Source organism: Sedimentibacter acidaminivorans (genome assembly GCF_017873955.1).
Classification (GTDB): Bacteria; Bacillota; Clostridia; order Tissierellales; family Sedimentibacteraceae; genus Sedimentibacter; species Sedimentibacter acidaminivorans.
In genome coordinates, this window is record NZ_JAGGKS010000008.1 from 100,063 (window position 1) to 123,237 (window position 23,175).

Below are 23,175 nucleotides of genomic sequence, written 5' to 3' on the forward strand. Positions count from 1 at the left end.
TATTAATATTCTTTTTTATAATAAATAAAATAAAATTATAAAATAATTCCTACTAATAAGTATCCAACTACAGATACTCCTGCTGCCGTTAGAGCATATGGCAACTGTGTTTTAACATGGTCTATATGATCTGAACCTGATGCAAGTGATGACAATATAGTTGTATCAGACAATGGTGAACAGTGGTCTCCAAAACATCCTCCACCCATTACAGCAGCTATAGTTCCATATATTACAGTATTTATTGCTCCTCCAGTTAACTGGAATGCTAATCCTACACATATTGGTGTCATAATTGCATATGTGCCCCATGAAGTACCTGTAAAGAAAGATATAAAAGCACAAATTAGAAAAGTTAACGCCAATAACAAAGTAGGAGTCATCCATGATTCTGTAACACTTATAACATATTGCGCTGTCCCTAATTCTTTACTAATCGCATTTAAACAATATGCTAAAGCTAATATAAGCATAGCAGACATAACACTTTTAATACCTTGAACTGCAGTATCAACTAATTCTGATAATGTACCCATCTTTTGAATTATCATTACTACAAATTGAAATGCAACTGCTGCTATAAATGCCTCTAATGTTTTAGCTGAACCAATAAATATATATGTACCCAGGGTAACACTAATAATTATTAGAGCAGGTGCAAAGAAGTTTAATAGCAAATTAGATTTAACTCCTTCTTTCGGCTTAATATTTTCTAATTCATTACTCAATAGTGGTTTAGCAGTATCGCTTACAGCTTTGCCTTCTTCCATTGCTCTTTTTTCTGCTTTTTTCATAGGTCCATAGTCTTTAAGAACTCCTGTTGATATAAGACCTACCATTATAATTGATGCTATACCATAAAAATTAAATGGTACCATTTTTATAACAGCTTCCATTGCCATATCTTTGTCTAAAATTGGTCCTAACCCTACTAACAAACCTGCCATATATACACCCCATGCGGAAAACGGTATCAATGTGCATATAGGGGCAGATGTAGAATCACATATATATGCTAATTTTTCTCTTGATACACGTGCTTTATCTGTAATACCTCTCATTACAGTTCCAACATATAATGGACTAAAATAATCACTAAAGAATATAAATATACCTAATAACCATGATATAGTTTGAGCTCCTATTGCTTTTATGTTTTTCTTTGACAGCATATTTGAAAATGCTTCAATTGCTCCTGATTTTTGAAATAATGCTACCATCATTCCTATAAACACTTCAATTCCTATTACCCAAATAAAATCCGCATTTCCTAAAGCACTTTGTATAATAGAACTAAATCCGAAAAGTAAATTCTGACCTGTTACTAAAATGCCTATTAGTACACCTATTAAAATTGAAAACAGTGCATCTCTTGTAATAAATGCTAATACCAAGGCTACTAATGCTGGTGCTAATGATAAAATTCCATAATCCATAAAAATCCTCCTAATTTTTTTATATAATCTCAGTATAAAATTAATTATACTGAGAGAATAATCTTATTTGAAATCTTTAATTATTTCATCATATAGTGTTAATTCAAGATTATGTTTTATTGCTGTTTCTGCTAATGTTAATTTGCCCCTGTAGCAAGTTAATCCTTTTAACAAATACTTATTATCTATTAATGCTTTTTCACATCCTTTGTTTGCTATTTCCATTGCATATGGTAATGTAGCGTTTGCAAGACTAATTGATGCTGTACGTGAAAAGGCAGATGGTATATTGTCAACACAATAGTGCAGTATTCCCTCTTCATAATATATTGGATCATCATGACTTGTAGAATGACTTGTTTCTATAGCTCCATTGTCATCACACGCAACATCAATTATAATTGCTCCACCTTTCATTAACTTTAAATCTTCCTTATATACAAGGTGATCTTTCCTTGTTTTATTCCATAAAATGCAATTAATTAAAACATCCGTTTCCTTCAAACATTTTAAAAGATTTGTTCTGTTAGAGTATAAAAACTCAACATTTGAAGGTAATTTAGACTTAGATTCATTCATAACTTCTTTATTTACATCTAATATTTTAACATTGTTGCCAAAACTTGCAGCAAGTTCAGCAGCCCCCATTCCGGACTCTCCGCATCCTATTATAGTTACAGTAGGAGTTTCAACCCCACATATTCTATTGAATAATATTCCTTTTCCACCATGAACGCTCTGTCCATAATGTAGTGCTGCTAAAAAACTCCCTTTTCCAGCTAACTCACTCATAGGTTTTAACAAAGGAAATCTTCCATTTTTGTCTTCTACATCTTCATAAGCAATTCCGATTACTTTACTTTCTAATAATGCTTGGGTTTGTTCAAGATGCGCATTAGAGTGTATGTAAGTAAATAAAATTAAATTTTCTCTCAAATATTTGTACTCTTGTGGAAATATTTCCTTTACTTTATATATCATTTCTGCACTTTTATATACCGTTTCACAATCTGCAATTATTGCTCCTGCCTGCTTATAATCTTCATCAGAAAATCCGCTACCTAATCCTGCATTATTCTCAACATATACTTTATGACCTTTATTTACAAATTCAGCAACAGTAGCAGGTATTGCTGCTACCCTATTTTCTTTATTTTTTATTTCTTTTGGTACTCCAATTATCATTATCATTTCCTCCATTAAGTCAAAAACTAATCACGATTAACAACTACATTATTTAATAATTCTTATATAACTTTTCGAATTATAAAACTAATAGTCTAAATTTAAAGAATTTCATTAAGTTCATCTAAATTATATTTTGATAACCCCAATCCTTCCATTGTCCTTGCTTTTTCTTCTTTATAATCTCTATCCATCACAATTGATGCCATTTCAATCACAGTATCCATGCTAGGTGTCTTTACACCTATTTGTTTTGCTAAATCAGTAAAAAATACTAAACCATAACCTGCATCCTCGTTTATATATCTATGATCTAGCTGAGATTGAGCCATTATACCTTTAAACCCTGGAGCTTTTGAATATCCTATATCATAAGTATCATCTGCCATATAACCCTGTTTAATTCCTAGCACAGGATCCGGTATTATTGTAATTCCCAGTTTATTTCCTATTTCAATTCTTTCGTCATCCATAGACTTAATAACTCTTCCAACTGCCTTAGTTACCCCTTCTTCATAGAAAAGAAAATTTCCATTAGTTCTTTCTATTAATGCTGCATTCAATAATGATACAGATGGATGAATTATTGGATTAGCATTTTGCAAAGTTGTTTGTAATATATTTTTAGCTATTTCTATCTCCGAATAAACTTTAACAACTACATCATAAACTTTATCATTATATTTACTTGGTAGTGCTGCAACGTAATATGCACCTTTAAGCCTATTATATACTGCTATTCTTGCATCTCCTATTATTCTAACTGCATATGGCAAGGTAGATGTTTCAGCTACTATAACCGATTCATCTTCTAAATTAAGTCCTAAAGCATTTTTAAATACTAAACTGCCAGCGCATGAACTAGGACATACTATATACATTTGACCATTTTGCACATACGGTTTACATACTTTTCCAAAAGGCTCTGTACTGTATGCAGGTCCAACAACAAATATTATATCTGATTCAGGAATAACTTTACCTATATCATGTCCTGCATATACTAATTTTTGAAATCCCTCAAGATCCCCCTCAGAGCAAATGCCTCCCACATCATTTATTGCGTTAATATTTTTTTTAAATTGTTCAAAATCAAACATATATACGTCATGTCCTGCTTTTGACCATTCAAATGCTACTGCACAACCGCCATTTCCTGAACCTAAAACTGCAACTTTCATTTTCATTTCCTCCAAACACATATTAATTTTAATATAATAAAACTAAGCTAGTTTATTATTCAATCAATAAATTTAAAGCTTTAATAACTGTTTCTCTTTTTACCAATTCTTCTTTTTCAACAGTAATATTTGGATTACCTGTTGGATATGGTATTGCTTGTGCTCCAGATATTCTTGCAGCACCAACTGTTTTAGATATAGGTGTTACTGTACAAACATGCACTGCAGGTATACCAGCCTTCTCAATTTGTTTAACTATCGTTGCACCGCAACGAGTGCAAGTCCCTCAGGTGCTAGTTAATATAACTCCATCTACTGAGTCTTCAACTAATTTCTCAGCTATTTCTTTACCCATCCTTGTAGCATCTGCTACAGATGTTGAGTTTCCGGTTGTGGTTGTTAAATAAGGGTATATACTTCCTATGAGCCCTTCTTTTTCTAATTTCTTAAGAGTATCTAAAGGGGCCACTCTATTTGGGTCTTTATTTGCATAAACTGGGTCATATCCAGCATGCACTGACTCAAATTCTCCTTCTTTTAAGCCATCTTTGTTAGAAATATCATACATTTTATATACCTTAGCTGTAGCAGCTGGAATATGATCTGGATTTCCCATTAAAACTATACCTCCAGTTGTACATAAAGCAATCTTAGCTGTTTTTAAATCCTTAATAGGTTCAGCTGGTTTTACTTTTTCATAAACTGAAATCTCTAGTTCTGTTTCAAAGGGTTCCTTTTTTAATCTCTTTATAAGCATTTCAACCGCTCTTTCAGCACCATTTTTTTCCTTAAATACATTTACCCTTTTACCTTTAGCAAAATATTGTTCTTGCTTTGGTGTTCCAAGTTTTTCCCCATTTAACAACTTGTTTGCAAAATCAGCCATTAATGGTACAGCCTTTCTTATTCCTGCTGCAGATTTAGCTACCTCTAATATATATATATCCTTTTTATACATTTCTACAGCTGGGTTTTCCCAGTACAAACCAGTTATTGCTTCAATATTTAAATCTTTCTTTGTAAAAGAGCAAACATCTGCACATGCTATACCAAATCTTCCAGCATTAAAAGCAGGTCCTGCTATAATTAGGTCTACCTTTTTATCTTTTAATTTTTCTTTTATAAACTCTTTAACTTTATCCATATTTTCAACATAATAATTATCACCGCAAATAATAGTAGCAATAATTTCAGCATTTTTAATTTTACCTACAAAAGCATTTGCATTTCCTATAGGTCCTTTATGAAATTGTGGTTCTGTATATGCTTTTTCTTCACCACCTATTTGGCCAAAAAACTGGTTTGTGTAAAAAACTATATTTTTCAAATCTTCCACCTCTTTATATTGTTATTGCACTTAATAAGGTATTTCCTTGCAAATTATGGCTACCCATAATACCATGTATTTCAACTAATAGAGTCCCATCATCCTGTATTGAATCAACGTTTCCGCCTGTAACTCTCTCTATTTCGTTTAAGTTACCTATAACCTTATCCATTTTAGGTAATAAAATAGTTGCATTGCTATTTCCTGTAGATACAATAGCCTTTGCTTCTGTAACACTGTCAGGGAGTGATTCTGACATACCATCTACACCTGCATCCTCATTAGTAATAACCACTGTATCAATTTTTTTGTTTTCAAGAGATTGACAAACGACCATTAGATCTGTAGTTGGATTTCCAAATCCCTCTTGAGAAATTATTACACCTTCAGCTCCAAGCATTTCAACAAATCTTACTGTTAACATTGTATTTCTGTACTTTTCCTTTAAAGTTACCATCAATGGATTTAACACAATACCCATAAAGTTAATTTCCTTACCATGTTTATTAAATAATTCTTTTATTACTGAATTATTTAAATGATGGTAAGTAGTAGTTTTAGAACCTGGAGAAACACAGTTTCCACTAACTATAGCACCGTCCATTACTTCTAATGGAGTTATTATTGTAGGTATAATCAATTTAGAATCTCTACCATAAAAATATGTGTCATGTAAAAGTCCTTGACTCATACAATTGTATACATATGCTACCTTAGGCAATTCCGGATATTCCGCATATTTCTGGCCTATATTCTTCCATTCATAATTTTCTACTTCATAATTTTCATATTCCAATCCTATTTTCCCTATATATTGAGCAACCTTAATACCTGCTAACCTAACTGTTTCTTCATGTTCATGGGAATCTACATAATCCTCTTTTGTTATTACCATAACTATATTTATTAGTTTAGAAAATATACTATATTCTGCAGCTGGACCGCTCATATCAATCAGTCCTTCTTGAAATCCTACAATAGGCCCTGTTGTAACAACAGCGCAACCTTTTAATACGCATGTAATGCCACTACCAACTTCATCCATAGTTTCTTTAAATAAGCCGGGAAATGCATCTACATCTTTTTTTGCTCTTGGTTCTATTACGTCTTTAACTGGAAGTATCCTAACCGACTCCCCAGGTTTAGCAATATCAAAGCGTACATCTTTAATTCTTTTGTCTTCTTTTACTAGTTCTTCAAGATATTTTAGACTAATATAAAGAATATCATTATCTATTTTGCTTTCATTGCTAAAAATAACATCTTTAATACTAATTTTCCTTAATTCTAAGCTCATTTTATACTCCTTTAATAATACATAATCATTAAAATTTTATTAACTTTATTTTAATAACTTATAATATAGTTATAAGCAATATCTATGCCAATTAGTAAATTGTTGTATTTTCAATATAATTATAATAAATTCACCAATAAATAAAAAACAACGACAAAAAGTTGTCGTTGTTTTTTATTTATTGGTGACAGATATTTGTCTATTACTGTTTCCGACAAATATTTGTCTATTTATATTGTAATATTTAACTTATCTATTTTATATTTTAGTGTTTGCCTTGGTATTCCTAGGATTTTACCAGCCTCAGTCTTATTTCCTTTAGTAATAATTAATACTTCTTTTATTGTTTCTATTTCTTTTTCTTCTAAAATTTTTTTCAAGTCATATTTTTCCTTATTTAAATCATAGTTTATACCGATACTTTTCTTACCTTCTTCATCTTTTTTGTCCTTATAAACTCTATCGTACATATATGCAGGCAATTGTTGTACATCTAAAATATTAGTATTACTGCAACTAATCATTGACTCAATAATATGTTTTAACTCTCTAACATTTCCATCCCAATTATACTCTAAAAAAATATCTTCTAAAGTTTTAGTTATGCCTTGTACATTTTTTCCATAAATATTATTAAATTCATTGATAAAATTATGCACAAAGTATTTAACATCTCCCTTTCTCTCTCTAAGAGGTGATAAATAAATCATTCCGCTACTTAGTCTATAAAACAAATCACTTCTAAATTCTTTTTTTTCAATAGCTTTAAGTGGGTCAATGTTCATTGCTGCAATAATTTTAACCTTAACTGATTTTTCAACATTAGAGCCTACTGGTCTAAAACTACCATCTTGTAAAACTCTAAGCAACTTCCCTTGAACATCATAAGGAATTGAATTAAGTTCGTCTAAGAATATTATTCCTCCATTAGCTTCTTCAAATAATCCTTTCCTATTTTCAGCACCTGTATATGCCCCTTTATATGTTCCAAATAAAATTGATTCAACTAAATTTTGTGGTATAGCCGCACAATTTTGAATAACTACCTTATTTCTTGATACACCACTATAATTTATCATTGCTTGAACAAAAACCTCTTTTCCCGTTCCAGTTTCTCCATAAATTAAAATGGGGTTTTTTGTTTTTGACATAATCTTAGCATATTCAATATTTTTTATCATACTACTGTCTTTGGTAATAATTTTGTCAAATGAAATTTTACTTAAATCACTGGATATATTAGTTGATTCTTCAAAATCTTCAACATCTAAATTATTTACATTGTCAATTGTCGTAATATCTTTTACTAGTTCTACTGCACCCATTATTTTACCTTTTCTAACTAATGGAATTGTAACATTATGTGTACAATAAACTTTTCCAGTAAAATCTTTATACTTTTGGAACTTTTTTACTACTATTTCTCCTGTAGTCATGCACCTTACTATTGAACTTGTTTCTTTTTTTACATCTGGATATATTTCAAAAAAATTTTTATTCAAAAATTCATATTTGCTATAATCATTAACAGAAATATTTACTCTATTATCATATCTAGTATTATATATGACAGTAAATTCTCTATCTACTATCAAAACATAATCTAAACTATTAAATAATAATCCACCAATATCAACCATATAAGTACACCTTTTTATAATAAATTTTGTATTAAAAATGTATAACTATTATCCTATTATAACATTAGTATAAAATTTTACAAACTGATAATGTTTTCATACTGACGACTTAATTATAATTACAAACATACTATCCTACTTAAAATCTTGTCAGGCATTATTTCAATTATCCCGTAGCTTGGTTTACCGTATTTAGGCATAATTGTGCTACCAGGGTTAAAATAGAGTACATCATTGCACAACTCTTCATGTGCTATATGTGTATGTCCATATAACACTATATCTGTATGATTTTCATCTGCTAATTTTTTTAAATGATTTAAATCATCTTTGACATTCTGCAAATGGCCATGAGTTATTAATACTTGTTTACCTCCAATTACTTGGATTAGCATATCTTTTCTATTTTCAATATCATAATCACAGTTTCCAGTAACCCTATAAAAGTCCTTAATTCCTAGTAACCATGCAAGTTTTTCAGCATCTTTGTACTTATCTCCGCAGTGTATCATGAGGTCAATATCTTTTTCTTCACGTATAGGTTTAACTATAGATTCAAAAATTGCTCCATGCGTATCACTTACTACTAATATTTTCACCTGCTACTTTTTCCAACCTTTCCTTTAAATTTAATAATGCTTTTGCTCTATGACTAATCTTATTTTTTTCATCATCTGATATTTCTGAAAGGGTTTTACCAGTACTCTCTACAATAAATAATGGATCATAACCAAAACCATTATCGCCCTTCGCCTCGAATCCTATTTTTCCATTTAAAATACCTTCTGCCATAAAATATTCATCATTTTCTAACACGACTGCTACAACTGTTTTAAAGTAGGCTGTTCTTTTTTCAGAAGGAATATTCTTAAGGTTTTTTAAAAGGAGATTGTTATTATCTATATAAGATACGTGTTCGCCTGCATATCTAGCTGAATAAACTCCTGGTTGTCCGTCTAATGCATCAACAAACAAGCCTGTATCATCTGCTATTATTATTCCACTTACTAATTTTTTTAGTTCAGTTGCTTTCTTTAAAGCATTTTCTTCTAATGTTTCTCTATCTTCTATAACATCAAAGTCCTCAAAACCAATTTCATCTTTAGATACTACATCAAACGGCATATTTTTTAATATATCTTTTATTTCCTTAACCTTATGCTTATTGCCACTTGATAGAATTACTTTTCTTCTCATTTTACTGTTTCCTCACTTTATCATCTGTTCTATTATGAAATAATTTACAATTATATCTATTTAAAATTATTATACCCATCCTACCTTAATTTTAACATAAATTTCTTTGGCATTACAATATAAATAACTATATTTTAATTAAACTTATTCTTAATACCCTTTATAATCATTAGAAGTAAAAATAGCAAACCTATATAACCATTTATACCATATATTAAATTTACTAAAAAATCAAACGGAAAAGTCAGTCCTATTAAAGTAGCTACAATAGCTAAAATTATCGTTGTTATAGAAAATTTATAGCTTTTTTCATGGGAAATTCTAGAAGATACTGACCAAAGCAATGGTACTGCAGTAGTATATATTCCTAATACTACTGTTAGTGAAAATATATCAGCAAACCTTTCATTAATGTTCTTTGCCAGTATTAATGAAGGAATCATAGTTCCTTCTACTAGTTCAATATTTGCTAATAAACCTAGTGCAATTGATAAAACCGCTAAGGAAAAAGCAGTTACTCCACCTATTACACCAAGCGATGCTTCTTTTTTGCTATTTGCCCTTGCCCCCATAGATGATAAAAATGTTGCTAGCCAAAGAATTGAAAAGCCTACATACAAACATGCTGAAAAGAACCAATTAGAAGATGATTTCATCAATTTTAAATTTGGGATAATCTTATCTGCATTTTGCAACCCTATTGGGTTTTTGACAATTGATGATAGTCCTAAAAAAATAGATAAAATTACTATAACAGGTCCTATTTTTCCTATTATATCGACTATTTTATTTAATCCTAAAATAACTGTGCAACATGATAACAAAGCCATTATTATACAACCTATAAATACAGGCAAACTATACTGCTCATTTAATGTAGCACCAGCTCCAGATATCATTACTATAACGGACATATATGCAAATACTATTGTAAACAAATTATAAAATCTACCTATATGCATCCCACAATAATATATATAAATATTATATTCCCTTAAATTTTTATACTCATAGCCAGCTGTTATAAAACTTACACCCGTGTACATAAAAAGACAAAACATAACCATAATTCCGGCTATGCCCCTATATCCATAAGCAGCAAAATATTGAATTACTTCTTGCCCTGTTGCAAAACCAGACCCAATTAAAAATGCTACAAAGGCACCAGAAATCCTAACTACTTGTTTTAAATTCACTCTTTTATTACTCACATGTTCCCCCTACAATAATTTACCACACTATCATTCTATACAGTAACTAGGTATAGTATTACAAATAAAAAAGGTTAATTAATGCATACTATAACGCACTAGTTAACCCTTTTTCATTTATGTAGTCAAATATCTAGTTTTTTTGTTTCCTAGTACTAACATCTTTGATAATCATTAATACTAAAAGTAATATTCCAACATATCCATTAATAACGTAAATGATATTTACTAATCTATCAAAAGGAACCCTTAGCCCAATAAATGTTCCTATAACAGCTAATACAACCGTTAAAATAACAAATTTTTGAGTTTTTTCATCTGCTATTCTTGATGATACTGTCCAAAGAAGTGGTACAGCTGTTGTATATATTCCTGCTACCACAGTTAATGAAAATACAATAGCTATAGTTGGATGAATATTTCCAGCTAGAATTAATGATGGTATCATTGTACCTGCAACCTGCTCTATATTTGCCATTAATCCTAATGCAACTATAAGAACTGCTGCCGAAAAAGCAACTGCTCCTAATATTGCACCCAACGATGCTTCCTTTTTACTTTGTGCAGTTGCACCCATAGCAGCCATAAAAGATGCTAGCCAAAGCATACAAAACCCGACATATGAGCCTGCTGCAAATAGCCAATTGCTAGAAGCCTTCATTAATTTTAAACTGGGTATAACTTCATTTGCCCTGCTTAAGCCACCTGGATTCATGAATATCGCTGATAATCCTAATAATATAGATAATATAACTATAACTGGACCTATTTTACCAATTACATCAACTATTTTACCAAGGCCAAAAACTACTGTTCCACCTGCTAATACAGCTATTAATATTCCCCCAACCGAAACTGGTAGCCCGTACTGCTGATTTATAGTAGCCCCAGCTCCTGCAATCATTACTATAAATGACATGTAAATAAATACTATTGAAAAATAATCAAAAAACTTTCCTATAACCTTCCCACAATAATATGTGTATATTTCATTGCTTTTTTCAAAATGTTCTTTTTGTCCTACTGTTATAAAACTAACTCCAACGTACAAAAACAATACAAAAATGACTATTATACCTAAGATGCCCATATATCCATATGATGCAAAATATTGTAATACTTCTTGACCTGTTGCAAAACCAGATCCTATCAAAAATGCTATAAAAGCACCTGCAAACATTATCACCTTGTTCATGCTTACGTTTTGTACATCCATAAAATACCTCCTATATAATTTAACATCTAAACCCTAAAATAGTCAACTAATACAATACCGTGTTGCACTAATTGACTATTGTTCAAGGATAATGTAATAACTCGATTGATTGAATTGTTATACTTATCTAACTACTTTTCAAATACTGTCTGTCCATCTACTTCAGTTTGTAGTGCACTAAGTGCTCTATCAACAAGTTGTCTTCTCAATTTCTTGCTTTTTTTCTCACCAAGGTTTGGGTCTCCTAGTGGATAAGGTATACCTATTGCAGGTATTATTCTATTTGCACCTATAGTAAGCGATATTGGCACTACTGTGCACATATGAACCACAGGTATTCCTACTCTTTCGATTTCTTTTACCATCGTTGCACCGCAACGAGTACAAGTGCCTCAGGTCGATGTAAGTATAACTGCTCCAACTCCATCTTCAACAAGTTTTTTACTAAACTCTTCTCCAAAGCCTTTAGCATTTCCTACTGATGTTCCTGTTCCTGTTGTAGTAACAAAATAGTTAGCAAGTTCACCAATTATACCTTCTTTTTCAATTTCACGAAGAATGTCAAGTGGCACAACAAGGTTAGGATTTTCTAAAACAAATGCTCTATCATATCCACCATGAACAGTCATAAACTTATCTTTTGTTAAACTATCCATTCCTGTTATATCATAAATTCCATACTTTGTAGCACTTGATGACTCAATTCTGTCAGGGTTTCCTTGTGGTACTATACCGCCGGATGTAACAACTGCTAATTTAATTTTTGATAAATCCTTAATTGCTGGATTTGGAGCTACTCTATCAAATACAGGCATTGGATATTCAGTTTCGTATGGCTCTCCTGCTATTTTCTTTAATATAAGATCTACCGCTCTTTCAGAACCTCTTCTTTCATTAAAGTAATTTACTCTGATACCTCTTTCAATATATCCTTCTTCAACAGGTGATAATATTTCTTCTTTGTTTATCATCTTCTTAGCAAGTTTACATATTTTTGGCATTGCTTTTCTCATATCTGCAGCTGAAATAGCTGTTTGGATAATGTGTAAATCTTTTTTGAACATATCAACACCGGGGTTTTCTGGATACATGCCTGTTACAACAGGTATATTTAACTCATCTTCTACGGCTTTAGCTATAGTACCACAAGCAACTCCATATCTACCTGCATTAAAAGCAGGTCCAGCTACAAACAAATCTGGTTTGTATGGTCTAATCATATCTAATATCGTTTTCTTAGCGTCTTCTATATGTCCACCAAAATATGTGTCACCACATATTACGGTTGCAACAACTTCATAATCATCTCCCAGACCTGATTGAAGTGCAAGACCTGGTCCTACTATGCCTTCTCTTACTTCTGGCTCAATATCGGCTTTTTCTTCTCCGCCTATGTTTGCAAAAAATTGATTTATATAATGAACTACTTTTATTTTTTCCATATTAGACTAATCCTCCTTGATTTTATTTAATATCCTCTAGCTGCAAGTTTGTTATATCCATTTGCAATTGTTGAAGCGATAACTATTTGAAGTTCTGCTTCAATGCTTCCATCAGGTTTTAAGCTTCCTTCATATCCACCAATCATAGTTTCAATAAAATCAAGCGTTCCAATTACCTTTTCCATAGGTGGGAAATCTATTATTACATTACCATTTCCACATGATACAAGTGCATCTCCTTCTTCAACAGCATCTGCTAATGATTGAGATTTACCATCCCTTCCTGGAAACTCATCAGTTATTAGAACTACCTTAACCCCTTTTTGACTAACCTTTTTACAGTTCATCATGAGGTCAGTATCAGGGTTACCATATCCTTCTTCTGTAATTAAAACACCGTCAAGTCCTAAAAATTCACATAATTTAGCAACCATGTCTGACGATCTTTCTTTGTCTGCAAGAAATACATTTTCATTAGTTAATATTACCCCAATAAAATTTAAATCTTTTCCATGTCTCTTGTATAAATCTTCTATAACTGGATTATTTAAATGATGGAATGTTGTAACCTTATCGCAAGGTGCAACACAGTTTCCACTAATTATTGCGCCGTCCATAATTTCAGTTGGATACATAAATGTTGGAACCATAACTTTTGCATCAACTCCATAATAATAAGTATCATGAAGTAATCCTTGTGATTGAAGCATATGTATATATCCTATCTTAGGAAGATCTGGATATTGCCTTATTTGTTCTTGCACTGGCTTTGTTTCATATACGACCACTTCATCAGGTTCTATATTTTTTCCAGCTTCACCGATATATGTTGCAACTTTTAGACCAGCCATTCTTCCTGCTGCCTCGTAATCATGAGTTTCTAATCCTTCTACTGGCTCAATTACTACACAAACATTATTTGTTTCTGAAAATGGTGTGTATTTAGCTGAAGGTCCTGACATATCTATAAGTCCTTCTTGAAAACCTACTATTCTACCACATGTTATAACAGTAGCACCTACTAATGCATGAGTTCTTCCACTACCTACTTCTTTTACTTTGTTGATTGTACCCGGGAATATTTGACCACTACCTGATACTTTAACTCTTGGTTCAATAACATCTTTTACAGGTGCAATACGTACAGATTCACCTGGCCTCGCAAGTTCAACACGCGCTGAAATAATTCTATCATCTTCCAACACAAGTTTTACTATTTCTTCTTTGTTAACATAAAGTATGCCCTTTTCAACTCTAGTCATTTCACCAAATTGAACATCATTAATTTTAATTTTTCCTAATTCTAATCTCAAATTTGTTACCTCCTTTTCTATTAAAACCCTAATTTATTTCTTAAATATATCACTAGGGATTTATACAACATTAAGCATTGTCAAACATAGGATTCCTAACTACATTTTCTATAAAAGATAAATCAACTGTTTCGAAATCCTTTAATATTTTTTCACTCCATTTTGGAGTTGACTTATATTTTAGAAATTTAATAGCAGCTTCTATGCTATTTTCTATAAGATTTATACTCTCGTAATCAGTTACCCCTCTTCCTTCACCAATAATAATAGACTTATATGGTGTCTGATTAGGCTTTAGACTACCAGCCATAGGATGTGTGAGTACTTTGTAACCTCTGTGAACTTTATTCCTAGTTTCATTTAATACATCCATATAGCTACCTTCTTGTAAAAAAAGCACATCATACCTATCCTTATATTTTTGAAATACCTTATGATTATTTGTAATAATTGTCTTATACATAGCAAGGTCTCCTTAAATGCATATATTTAGCTTTCATACTACTTTGTTAAGCAATAAACATACCAATAGGTAATATTTCTAAAATTATTTTTCACATATTGACAACGCAACATTAAATATCGTTATCACGATATTTAATTTCAATATTTTTTAACAAACTTTAATTTGTAATGAAATTTATTTCTTGACTGAGCAAGTATCTTCATCGTATAATAAATGATAAATTTTTATCATTTATTATACTACTGAGGCGAGGAGTGATTTTTATTAATGACGTAAAGATATTAATTATAAACAAGGATACAGCCTATATAAATATTGTAAATAACGCAATTTCTATTATTACTAAACATATTGCACAATGCAATTCTATTGAAAAAGCATTTAACGAAGTATTAAATGATGACAATTTTGATTTTGTAATAACTGACTACAATCTTTTTAATAAAGATTTTACCATGAGGGGGTTAATTAAAGTTTATCCTAAAACAGAACTAATTATTGTTGCTTCTAAGCCATTATATAGCCAAGGTAGTATATCAATACATAATGGCGCCAAGGAATATATGGATATAAAAAGCGAATTAAATTCATTACCAAATAAGATATTAAATATCTTTCATGAAAAAAAAGACAAGACTAAATTAAGAGAAAAATTACTTAATCATTATTTGCTCGATAGTACAAGCGAAAGCTATAACAAGATGCTATCTCACTGCGAAAAAGTTGCAAATACTAAAGCTAACATTCTTTTAACAGGGGAATCTGGAACTGGAAAGGAAGTTGCTGCTAAATATATTCATTTATGTAGCCCGAGAAGTACAAATAGTTTTGTACCGGTTAACTGTAGTGCCTTTACAGAAACTTTACTAGAATCAGAATTATTTGGTCACGAACAAGGATCTTTTACTGGTGCCTTGAAGTCAAAACAAGGAAGGTTTGAATATGCTAATAATGGTACTTTATTTTTAGATGAAGTTGGAGATATAAATTTAACTACCCAGGTAAAACTTCTTAGGGTTTTAGAAACAAAAAAAGTAGAAAGGCTAGGCAGCAATACGGAAAGATTAATAGATTTTAGACTTATTTCAGCTACAAACAAAGATCTATTGTGTGAAGTTGTAAATGACAAATTTAGAGAAGATTTTTTTTATAGAATAAGTACTATTGTAATAAATATTCCTCCCCTCAGAGAAAGACATGATGATTTAGATAAACTTATTAAGTTTTTCCTAGAAAAGTCACAAGAGGAGAATGATATAAAAATTAAATATATAGAGCCAGAGCCTGAAAAATTTCTTTATTCCTACAATTATCCAGGAAATATCAGAGAGCTTAAAAGTATAATAGATAGAATGGTTATCCTATCTGTTGATGGCAATATTACTAAAGATGGAATACCAATTTTATATAATATTAAAAATAAGGAAAATAATTTTTGTAAAGAAACATCTAGTTTTAATAAAATTATTAATTTTAAAGATTTTAAAATTGAAACTGAATCTAAATACCTTGAATGGGTCTTATCCCAGACAGGAGGTAATGTAGCAGAAGCTGCAAGAAAACTTGATATCAGTGCTAGGCAATTATTTAACAAAATAAAAGAATATAATATTAAAAAGAGCTAGGAATTATAATATTATTATTTATAATTCCTAGCCAGTTGTGATTTAAACAATGCACTTACTTACTTATTTTTTTCATTTTCCCAAGCTATGAGCACAAAATCCCTTCCTGTTTCCATTTTTATTTTATCCTCTAATTTTCTAAGTTCTTCAAAATTTTGTTCTTTAAGATTAGCTATTTTATAATTTTTATCCATGGAACTTTCCTCCTTACTTAATAGCATTATTATTTTTACCTCTTAGAAATTTTATATTCATTTTAGTTGTTAATTTTTTTAAACCTTTTTAAAAATTCTACCAATGCCAACAATAACAAAAGCTCCCGCAGAATGCGGAAGCTTTTCATCGATTGGTAAATTACATATTACTTACTTTATCATGTTCATGTATCTCTTTATATTTTAGGCGTGTAGCTTTTCCCCCTCTAATGTGCCTTTCAGACTTATTCTTAAGCAAAACTCTTTTTACTTCGCTTGCAACTGGAGGGTTTAATTTAGGAAGACGCTCTGTAACATCCTTGTGTACCGTACTTTTACTAACGCCGAATTTTTTTGCTGTTTGCCTTACAGTAGATTCAGTATTTATTATATATTCCGCGATTTCTATAGCTCTCCGTTCTATGTAATCTTTCATGTTTAACCCCCTTTGACATTATCCACCGTCTTATTTATTTTATGCATTTATTGCACCTAATAGAACTTTATTTTTTATTCTCCAGGAATATAGTCAAGGGGATTTGTATTTTTTCCATCTATACTTATTTCAAAATGCAGATGTGGACCATCAGCAGACTCTATACTGTCGCATTTTCCGATATTTCCTATTATCTGACCTTTTTCAACAACATCTCCTACTGACACTTTTGAAGAGGCAAGATTATTGTAAAGTGTTTTTATATTATCTCCATGGTCAATAACTATTTCAGTTCCAGTTAATTCAGATGTACTAACTTTTTCAACTGTTCCGTTAAATGCTGATTCTATCATAAGTGTGTCTTTAGGTTTAATGTCTAAACCCTTATGTACTCGCCATTCACCTATTGCATCAAAGTATAGTAATTTTTCTAAAGTAAATTCTTTTATTACCTCTCCCGTTAATGGAACATTCATACTCTTTAAATCTAATTTTTCTTTTAAAGCAATGTCTTTTTCTTCCTTTTTACCGTAATCCTCCATAAACTCTTCTAAACGATCTTTATATGGGTCAACATTTGCATTCATATTTCCTTCTTCTGTTTCATTTTGAGATAAATCACTTTCGCTATTCGGTTTTCTAGCAGTATACCTCCATATAACAGCTGTTGATAACAAGCATACACACAAAGCTATTATAAAAAAGCTTGTATCCTTGTTTTTTAGCTTTGTAAAAAACCTCTTCATTCTTTCTTTAGTGTTTTTAAATCTATCCTTTTTCATTACTAACCTCCTGTTTTGTTCTTTTTTATTATCTTTTAAATATTGTGTCCCAATTTTTATTTTTAATACAAGCGTTCTAAAAAAAATTTTTAAACATAAAATTTAAATACAACTTATGATAAAGGAGATTAATTTTATGAAAAATAGTTTTATATTTGCTTTAATTGTTTTTTCTATGCTTTTTATAATTCCTACTGTGGCTCTTAACTATTTAGAAAATAAACTAGATAATATAAATTCTCAAATTATAGAAGATACAACTAAACCAGCACCCGAGCAACTAAACAATAACCAAAATATGCAGATAAACTCGTCAGAGTCAGACTTAATAAAAGTATATAATCTTAAAACAAATGAAGTAATTGTAATAGATTTTGAAGAGTATCTAAAAGGTGTTGTTGCATCAGAAATGCCAGCAGAATTTAATATTGAAGCTCTTAAAGCACAAGCAGTCACAGCAAGGACATACTTGTTATATAAAATTAAAAAATTTCCTAATGGACAACCAGAGCATTTAGATGCACCTGTTTGTACAGGGACTCATTGTCAAGTTTGGAATTCAAAAGATGACTTAATTGCTCAACACGAAAATGGCTGGTATGATAAATACTGGGGTAAAATAGAAGAAGCTGTTAATTCAACTAGAGGACAGATATTAACTTATGAAAATAAAATAATTGAACCTTTATTTCACTCTACAAGTGGAGGTAGAACAGAAAATTCTGAAGATGTTTTTTCAACTTCTGTACCCTATTTAAGAAGTGTTGAAAGTCCATACGAAAATAATGCTCCAAAGCTTCACGACTCCGCTAAAATACCTATTAGTGATTTCATTATTAAACTAAAATCGGTTTATGGAGACTTAAACATTACACCAAATAATTTAAAAGAAAAAATACAACTAGGGTCTGTTAGTGAAGGTGGAAAAATAAAGTCACTAATAATTGATAATCAAGAAATCTCTGGTCGAGAAATCAGGTCTTTATTCAGCCTTAACTCGACTAATTTCAGTTTTATACAGTCAGGAAATCAAATTGAAATTGTAACTACAGGTTATGGGCACGGTGTTGGAATGAGCCAATGGGGAGCTTCTGGAATGGCTGATGAAGGTTACAACTACAAAGAAATATTAAAACATTATTATACTAATGTTGAAATAGCAAATATGAAATAATCTTATAAAAATGTAATTTTATATTTGAAAAGTTATATTTTTATGTTATTGTAATAGTATAATTAATATAATTTATATTATTATATTAATTAAATATTTAGCTAGAGAGGAAAATTAAAGTGAAAAACATATTTATTAGTGATATTGCTTACAAAGAATTTAAAGATTTATTAGACGAAAATAATGTTGAATCTTGTAATATTAGAATTAATATATCTGAATATACATGCAGTGGACCAATATTTAATATAATGGTAAGTGAGGCTAATGCCGAAGATCATACTGAAGTAATTAATGATATAACATTTATTGTAGAAAAAAGCATTCTTGCAGAGTATGGTGGTTTTATAATAGTTTCAAATGAAGAAAATGATGGTAATGGCGTTGGGTTAAAGCCTGTCGTTCTTCCATCTTCTGGTTGCAGCGGTGAATGCGGCAGTTGTGGCGGCTGTGGTGATGAATATTAATATTTAAATCAAAAGCGTTGATAATGAGAATTTGTACATTCTATATTATCAACGCTTTTATTAATTAAATACTATTCTGTTGTGTATGGTAATAAAGCAATTGTTCTTGCTCTTTTTATAGCTCTAGTTACCATTCTTTGATGTTTTGCACAAGCACCTGTAATTCTTCTAGGTAATATTTTACCTCTTTCAGTTGTATACTTTTTCAACTTTCCTAGGTCCTTATAATCTATATGTGTAGCCTTTTCTTGACAGAATTGACATACTTTTTTACGTGGTTTTCTTTTGTTCCTATCATTGCCTTGGTAGCCGCCTTGTCTTGAACTCATCTGACTTTCCTCCTTTTCCTGAGAATTTTATACTCTTCTATTAAAATGGAATTTCTTCGTCATCTACTGGTTGGAAAATGTCATTGTCATCATCTGGAAAATCATCAAAATAGCTGCTATCTGGCTTTACTGGTTTTCCTTGAGGACTTGGTGAACCTTGATCTTTCGAACCAATAAATTCAACTTTGTCTGCTATTACATCTGTTGTATATCTTTTCTCGCCTGATTGTGTAGTGTAACTCCCAGTCGAAATTCTGCCATGAACTGCACATTGTCTACCTTTAGAAAGATAGTTTGCACAATTTTCTGCTGATTTACCGAATACTGTCACATTAATAAAATCTGCTGTTGGTTTACCTTGACTTATAGCTTGCTGCTTTTTGTCTCCAAACAAATCCTTATCTACTGCTAAAGTAAGTCTTGTTACTGCCATTCCTGTAGCAGGAACAAATTTTAATTCCGGGTCTCTGGCTAATCTTCCAATTAATACAACACTGTTCATAAGCTTACCTCTTTATATTATTTATTTTGATTCATCTACTGTAATCATTTGTCTAACGAAATTATCACTTATTTTACAAATTCTGTCTATTTCATTTACAGCATCTGCATTTGAAGTGAAATTAATTATTACATAATAACCATCTCTTTTTTTATCGATTTCATAAGCTAGTCTTCTCTGACCCCACTCATTAACTTTATCAACAGTTCCTTGTCTTTCAGTTATTATATTTTTTACTTTTTCAATTTCTGCTGTTCTAACTTCTGCCTCTAAATTAGACAATAAGATAAAAGCTCCTTCATATTTTTGCATCATAGTCACCTCCCTTTGGACTTTGGCCCCCTATTTAATATAAGGGAGCAAGGATAGCGTAAATATTATAGCATTTAATAAATTTTAATACAAGCATTTTTTTACAATATATATATTAATTTTATACTTTTTATAATTATTGTTTAGAAAATTTCAAAATATTTACGACAAAAGCTTATATTTTGCTTTTTGTTCACAATAACTGCAAACAACCTGTTCTTCATCTGATACTTCTACCATATATGGTGCATTTTCCTCGAAATTTATGTAATCATCAAGAGCAACCTCTATATGGTCTTTACATGCATATAAATTTTTATTTTCAACCATATCTATCTCCTATTTTTATATTTCATATATGTTGCTTGATCTATCTCTATAGGTCATATCAAGACATACACCAGGATTAACATCTATTCCATTTTCTTTAAGTATATTTTCAACTGTTTTATAAGCAAGCTGCGGAAAATTATTTTCTTTGCTCAAATGTCCTAACAAAACTATTTCCGTTCCTTTTTTTATTGCTTTAGTTATAAGGTTCCCAGCTGCCTCGTTAGACATGTGTCCAAATTCACCAAGTACCCTCCTTTTAAGAGGCCAAGGATATGGGCCAATCAAGACCATATCTTCATCGTGATTTGATTCCACCAACAACAAATCAGCATCTTTTATGCTATTTATTATATTCGCATTTATACATCCTGTATCTGTTACCATACTAATTTTTTTGTTTTTATGATAAATATTATATCCCACAGGACTAGCTGCATCATGTGATATATCAAAGGATTGTATAAATATATCTCCTACTTCAGCGTCTTCAGATATGGTTTTTATATTATGAGATTTAATATCACCAATTATAGAGCTCATCGCGGTCCACGTTTTTTCATTCGCATATATAGGTATATCGAAACGTCGTGACAATACTCCCGCCCCTTGTATATGATCTATATGTTCATGTGTTACAAATATTGCATCTATTTTTTTAGGATCCTCTCCTATTTTTATCATTTCTTGCTGGATTTTTTTTCCGCTTAATCCTGCATCAACAAGTATAATTGTTTTCTCTGTCTTTATAAATTGACAATTACCACTACTACCGCTATATAATGAACAAAATTTTAAATTCAAGTTTTCCTCCTAGGGTAATTTATGGCTAATACCCATTATTGCAGTTTTATATTTTAAAGTATTGAAATATAATAATCATCTTATCACAATTTTTGGGGTATTACAATTAATAATTCTAATTTTTATATTCAAAACTTCTATATAATTATTGAAATTCTAAATATTATAGGTTCTATTAAAATATTTATTACATAATATGTAAAGTATAAATATTTTATAAAGGAATGTATTATGATTATAAAAATAAAACTTAAAATCTTATATTCTCTAGTTGTTTTAATTTTAATCAGTGGATTATTTTATTTGGTTTCAACTAACCGTCCTTCTAGTGCAGTTGCTATGGATGGCGAAAAAGGCTTTATAAAATGGGTTGATTTTGGTGTATCCTACGAAGCACTTGACAAAGCACTAAAAGCTGACATAAAAAGTATTGATAACGAGGTAAAATTGGACTGGATTGAATTGTTATCATATCTCGCATCAAGATATGGTGGTAATTTTTCAAGATATAAAGCAAAAGATATGGATGATCTTATTAATAAGTTAAACAATGGTGAAAGTATTGAAAAGCTTACTGAAAAATTGAAATACTACAATTATTTTCATGAAGCTTATACAGCTGTTTTAGGAGGTTTTGTAGGAGGATATGAAATAGAGGTAGATGATGAAAATAACCCTGGTCAAAAAAAATGGATTCAAAAATATGGACTCAAAGCTTTCTCTCCAATTGCTAGGGGTTATTACTACAACCATTATGATGATTTTGGAAATTCTAGGGACTATGGCTTTAGAAGGGTTCACCTTGGAAACGACTTGATGGGTTCTGTTGGAACACCTGTTATAGCTGTAGAATCAGGAACAATTGAAGCTCTTGGATGGAATCAATATGGTGGCTGGAGAGTAGGCATAAGAAGTTTTGATCAAAAAAGATATTACTATTACGCTCACTTAAAAAAAGACCATCCTTATCATAGCGACCTTAAAGTCGGCGATACTGTATACGCAGGTGATGTAATTGGATATATGGGTAGAACTGGATATAGTAGAAAGGAAAATGTTAACAATATAAATACAACACACTTGCATTTTGGAATGCAACTAATTTTTGATGAATCTCAAAAAGAAACTCTTAGTGAAATTTGGATTGATGTTTACAATATAGTTAGGCTTCTAAGCAAAAACAAATCCCCTGTCTCATTTAATTCTGAAACAAAGGATTTTAATAGAATATATAATATTAGGTTTTTTAATATGAAATAATTATTCTTAAAAGAAAGATAAGCACATTGTGCACTTCTTTCTTTATTTA

The 23,175-nt window shown here is 30.6% G+C and carries 25 protein-coding genes; 4 read left to right on the forward strand and 21 right to left on the reverse strand.

What is annotated here, in order from left to right; translation table 11 throughout:
- Positions 1–35: 35 nt before the first annotated feature.
- The 13 genes from J2Z76_RS12985 to J2Z76_RS13045 all read right to left on the reverse strand — a co-directional run bounded on the left by J2Z76_RS12985 (position 36) and on the right by J2Z76_RS13045 (position 14,908).
- A complete protein-coding gene (locus J2Z76_RS12985) occupies positions 36–1,436 on the reverse strand; it encodes a Na+/H+ antiporter NhaC family protein (protein ID WP_209512500.1) in 1,401 nt (466 codons plus the stop codon).
- A 63-nt stretch (positions 1,437–1,499) separates the two neighbouring features.
- Positions 1,500–2,621 (reverse strand): alanine dehydrogenase, encoded by a 1,122-nt coding sequence (locus J2Z76_RS12990; protein ID WP_209512501.1) that lies wholly within the window; start codon positions 2,619–2,621, stop codon positions 1,500–1,502.
- A gap of 101 nt (positions 2,622–2,722) precedes the next feature.
- Complete coding sequence (locus J2Z76_RS12995; RefSeq protein ID WP_209512502.1) at positions 2,723–3,802, reverse strand: NAD/NADP-dependent octopine/nopaline dehydrogenase family protein; 1,080 nt, start codon at positions 3,800–3,802, stop codon at positions 2,723–2,725.
- Positions 3,803–3,857: 55 nt separating this feature from the next.
- On the reverse strand, positions 3,858–5,129 hold the full coding sequence (locus J2Z76_RS13000; protein ID WP_209512503.1) for a glycine/betaine/sarcosine/D-proline family reductase selenoprotein B: 1,272 nt from the start codon (positions 5,127–5,129) through the stop codon (positions 3,858–3,860).
- 13 nt (positions 5,130–5,142) lie between these two features.
- Positions 5,143–6,426, reverse strand: coding sequence for a glycine/sarcosine/betaine reductase component B subunit (locus J2Z76_RS13005; RefSeq protein WP_209512504.1), 1,284 nt, complete (start codon positions 6,424–6,426; stop codon positions 5,143–5,145).
- Between the two features lie 230 nt (positions 6,427–6,656).
- On the reverse strand, positions 6,657–8,066 hold the full coding sequence (locus J2Z76_RS13010; RefSeq protein WP_209512505.1) for a sigma-54 interaction domain-containing protein: 1,410 nt from the start codon (positions 8,064–8,066) through the stop codon (positions 6,657–6,659).
- Positions 8,067–8,185: 119 nt separating this feature from the next.
- Positions 8,186–8,665, reverse strand: a complete 480-nt coding sequence (locus J2Z76_RS13015) for a YfcE family phosphodiesterase (protein ID WP_209512506.1) — start codon at positions 8,663–8,665, stop codon at positions 8,186–8,188.
- Complete coding sequence (gene rdgB / locus J2Z76_RS13020) at positions 8,643–9,263, reverse strand: RdgB/HAM1 family non-canonical purine NTP pyrophosphatase (RefSeq protein ID WP_209512507.1); 621 nt, start codon at positions 9,261–9,263, stop codon at positions 8,643–8,645. The genes J2Z76_RS13015 and rdgB overlap by 23 nt, the downstream gene beginning before the upstream one ends.
- A gap of 134 nt (positions 9,264–9,397) precedes the next feature.
- The gene (locus J2Z76_RS13025) at positions 9,398–10,474 is read right to left on the reverse strand and encodes a YkvI family membrane protein (RefSeq protein WP_209512508.1); all 1,077 of its coding nucleotides are present in this window, start codon (positions 10,472–10,474) and stop codon (positions 9,398–9,400) included.
- A 133-nt stretch (positions 10,475–10,607) separates the two neighbouring features.
- Positions 10,608–11,690, reverse strand: a complete 1,083-nt coding sequence (locus tag J2Z76_RS13030) for a YkvI family membrane protein (protein WP_209512509.1) — start codon at positions 11,688–11,690, stop codon at positions 10,608–10,610.
- Positions 11,691–11,821: 131 nt separating this feature from the next.
- Positions 11,822–13,132, reverse strand: a complete 1,311-nt coding sequence (grdF, locus tag J2Z76_RS13035) for a sarcosine reductase complex component B subunit beta (RefSeq protein ID WP_209512510.1) — start codon at positions 13,130–13,132, stop codon at positions 11,822–11,824.
- A 26-nt stretch (positions 13,133–13,158) separates the two neighbouring features.
- Positions 13,159–14,445, reverse strand: coding sequence for a sarcosine reductase complex component B subunit alpha (grdG, locus tag J2Z76_RS13040; RefSeq protein WP_209512511.1), 1,287 nt, complete (start codon positions 14,443–14,445; stop codon positions 13,159–13,161).
- Positions 14,446–14,515: 70 nt separating this feature from the next.
- Entirely contained in the window at positions 14,516–14,908 is a 393-nt protein-coding gene (locus tag J2Z76_RS13045; protein WP_209512512.1) for a GrdX family protein, read from the reverse strand.
- Positions 14,909–15,165: 257 nt separating this feature from the next.
- Between J2Z76_RS13045 and J2Z76_RS13050 the strand changes: the two genes are divergently transcribed.
- Positions 15,166–16,536: a sigma-54 interaction domain-containing protein gene (locus J2Z76_RS13050; RefSeq protein WP_342455050.1), complete on the forward strand. Its 1,371-nt coding sequence runs from the start codon at positions 15,166–15,168 to the stop codon at positions 16,534–16,536.
- 59 nt (positions 16,537–16,595) lie between these two features.
- Here J2Z76_RS13050 and J2Z76_RS16895 read toward each other — a convergent pair whose 3' ends face one another.
- From J2Z76_RS16895 to J2Z76_RS13060, 3 genes are all read right to left on the reverse strand, one after another.
- Positions 16,596–16,730, reverse strand: a complete 135-nt coding sequence (locus J2Z76_RS16895; RefSeq protein ID WP_280922407.1) for a hypothetical protein — start codon at positions 16,728–16,730, stop codon at positions 16,596–16,598.
- A gap of 160 nt (positions 16,731–16,890) precedes the next feature.
- The gene (gene spoIIID, locus J2Z76_RS13055; RefSeq protein ID WP_209512513.1) at positions 16,891–17,166 is read right to left on the reverse strand and encodes a sporulation transcriptional regulator SpoIIID; all 276 of its coding nucleotides are present in this window, start codon (positions 17,164–17,166) and stop codon (positions 16,891–16,893) included.
- 74 nt (positions 17,167–17,240) lie between these two features.
- A complete protein-coding gene (locus J2Z76_RS13060) occupies positions 17,241–17,948 on the reverse strand; it encodes a M23 family metallopeptidase (protein WP_209512514.1) in 708 nt (235 codons plus the stop codon).
- A gap of 136 nt (positions 17,949–18,084) precedes the next feature.
- Here J2Z76_RS13060 and spoIID point away from each other — a divergent pair, with 136 nt between their 5' ends.
- Together spoIID and J2Z76_RS13070 are read left to right on the forward strand one after the other, a co-directional pair.
- Positions 18,085–19,122, forward strand: a complete 1,038-nt coding sequence (spoIID, locus tag J2Z76_RS13065) for a stage II sporulation protein D (protein WP_209512515.1) — start codon at positions 18,085–18,087, stop codon at positions 19,120–19,122.
- Positions 19,123–19,241: 119 nt separating this feature from the next.
- Complete coding sequence (locus tag J2Z76_RS13070; protein WP_209512516.1) at positions 19,242–19,589, forward strand: HesB-like protein; 348 nt, start codon at positions 19,242–19,244, stop codon at positions 19,587–19,589.
- A gap of 71 nt (positions 19,590–19,660) precedes the next feature.
- Here the strand turns inward: J2Z76_RS13070 and rpsR are convergent, their stop codons facing one another.
- From rpsR to J2Z76_RS13095, 5 genes are all read right to left on the reverse strand, one after another.
- Entirely contained in the window at positions 19,661–19,918 is a 258-nt protein-coding gene (gene rpsR / locus J2Z76_RS13075) for a 30S ribosomal protein S18 (RefSeq protein WP_209512517.1), read from the reverse strand.
- A gap of 40 nt (positions 19,919–19,958) precedes the next feature.
- Positions 19,959–20,420, reverse strand: a complete 462-nt coding sequence (locus J2Z76_RS13080; RefSeq protein ID WP_209512518.1) for a single-stranded DNA-binding protein — start codon at positions 20,418–20,420, stop codon at positions 19,959–19,961.
- A 21-nt stretch (positions 20,421–20,441) separates the two neighbouring features.
- Complete coding sequence (gene rpsF, locus J2Z76_RS13085) at positions 20,442–20,735, reverse strand: 30S ribosomal protein S6 (protein ID WP_245210456.1); 294 nt, start codon at positions 20,733–20,735, stop codon at positions 20,442–20,444.
- A 159-nt stretch (positions 20,736–20,894) separates the two neighbouring features.
- Positions 20,895–21,062: a CxxH/CxxC protein gene (locus J2Z76_RS13090; protein ID WP_209512519.1), complete on the reverse strand. Its 168-nt coding sequence runs from the start codon at positions 21,060–21,062 to the stop codon at positions 20,895–20,897.
- 15 nt (positions 21,063–21,077) lie between these two features.
- Positions 21,078–21,866 carry an MBL fold metallo-hydrolase gene (locus J2Z76_RS13095; RefSeq protein WP_209512520.1) on the reverse strand — a complete coding sequence of 263 codons (789 nt, stop codon included), beginning with the start codon at positions 21,864–21,866 and terminating at the stop codon, positions 21,078–21,080.
- Positions 21,867–22,097: 231 nt separating this feature from the next.
- On the opposite strand from J2Z76_RS13095, the gene J2Z76_RS13100 reads away from it, so the two are divergent.
- Positions 22,098–23,126, forward strand: a complete 1,029-nt coding sequence (locus J2Z76_RS13100) for a M23 family metallopeptidase (RefSeq protein ID WP_209512521.1) — start codon at positions 22,098–22,100, stop codon at positions 23,124–23,126.
- The last annotated feature ends 49 nt before the right edge of the window (positions 23,127–23,175 follow it).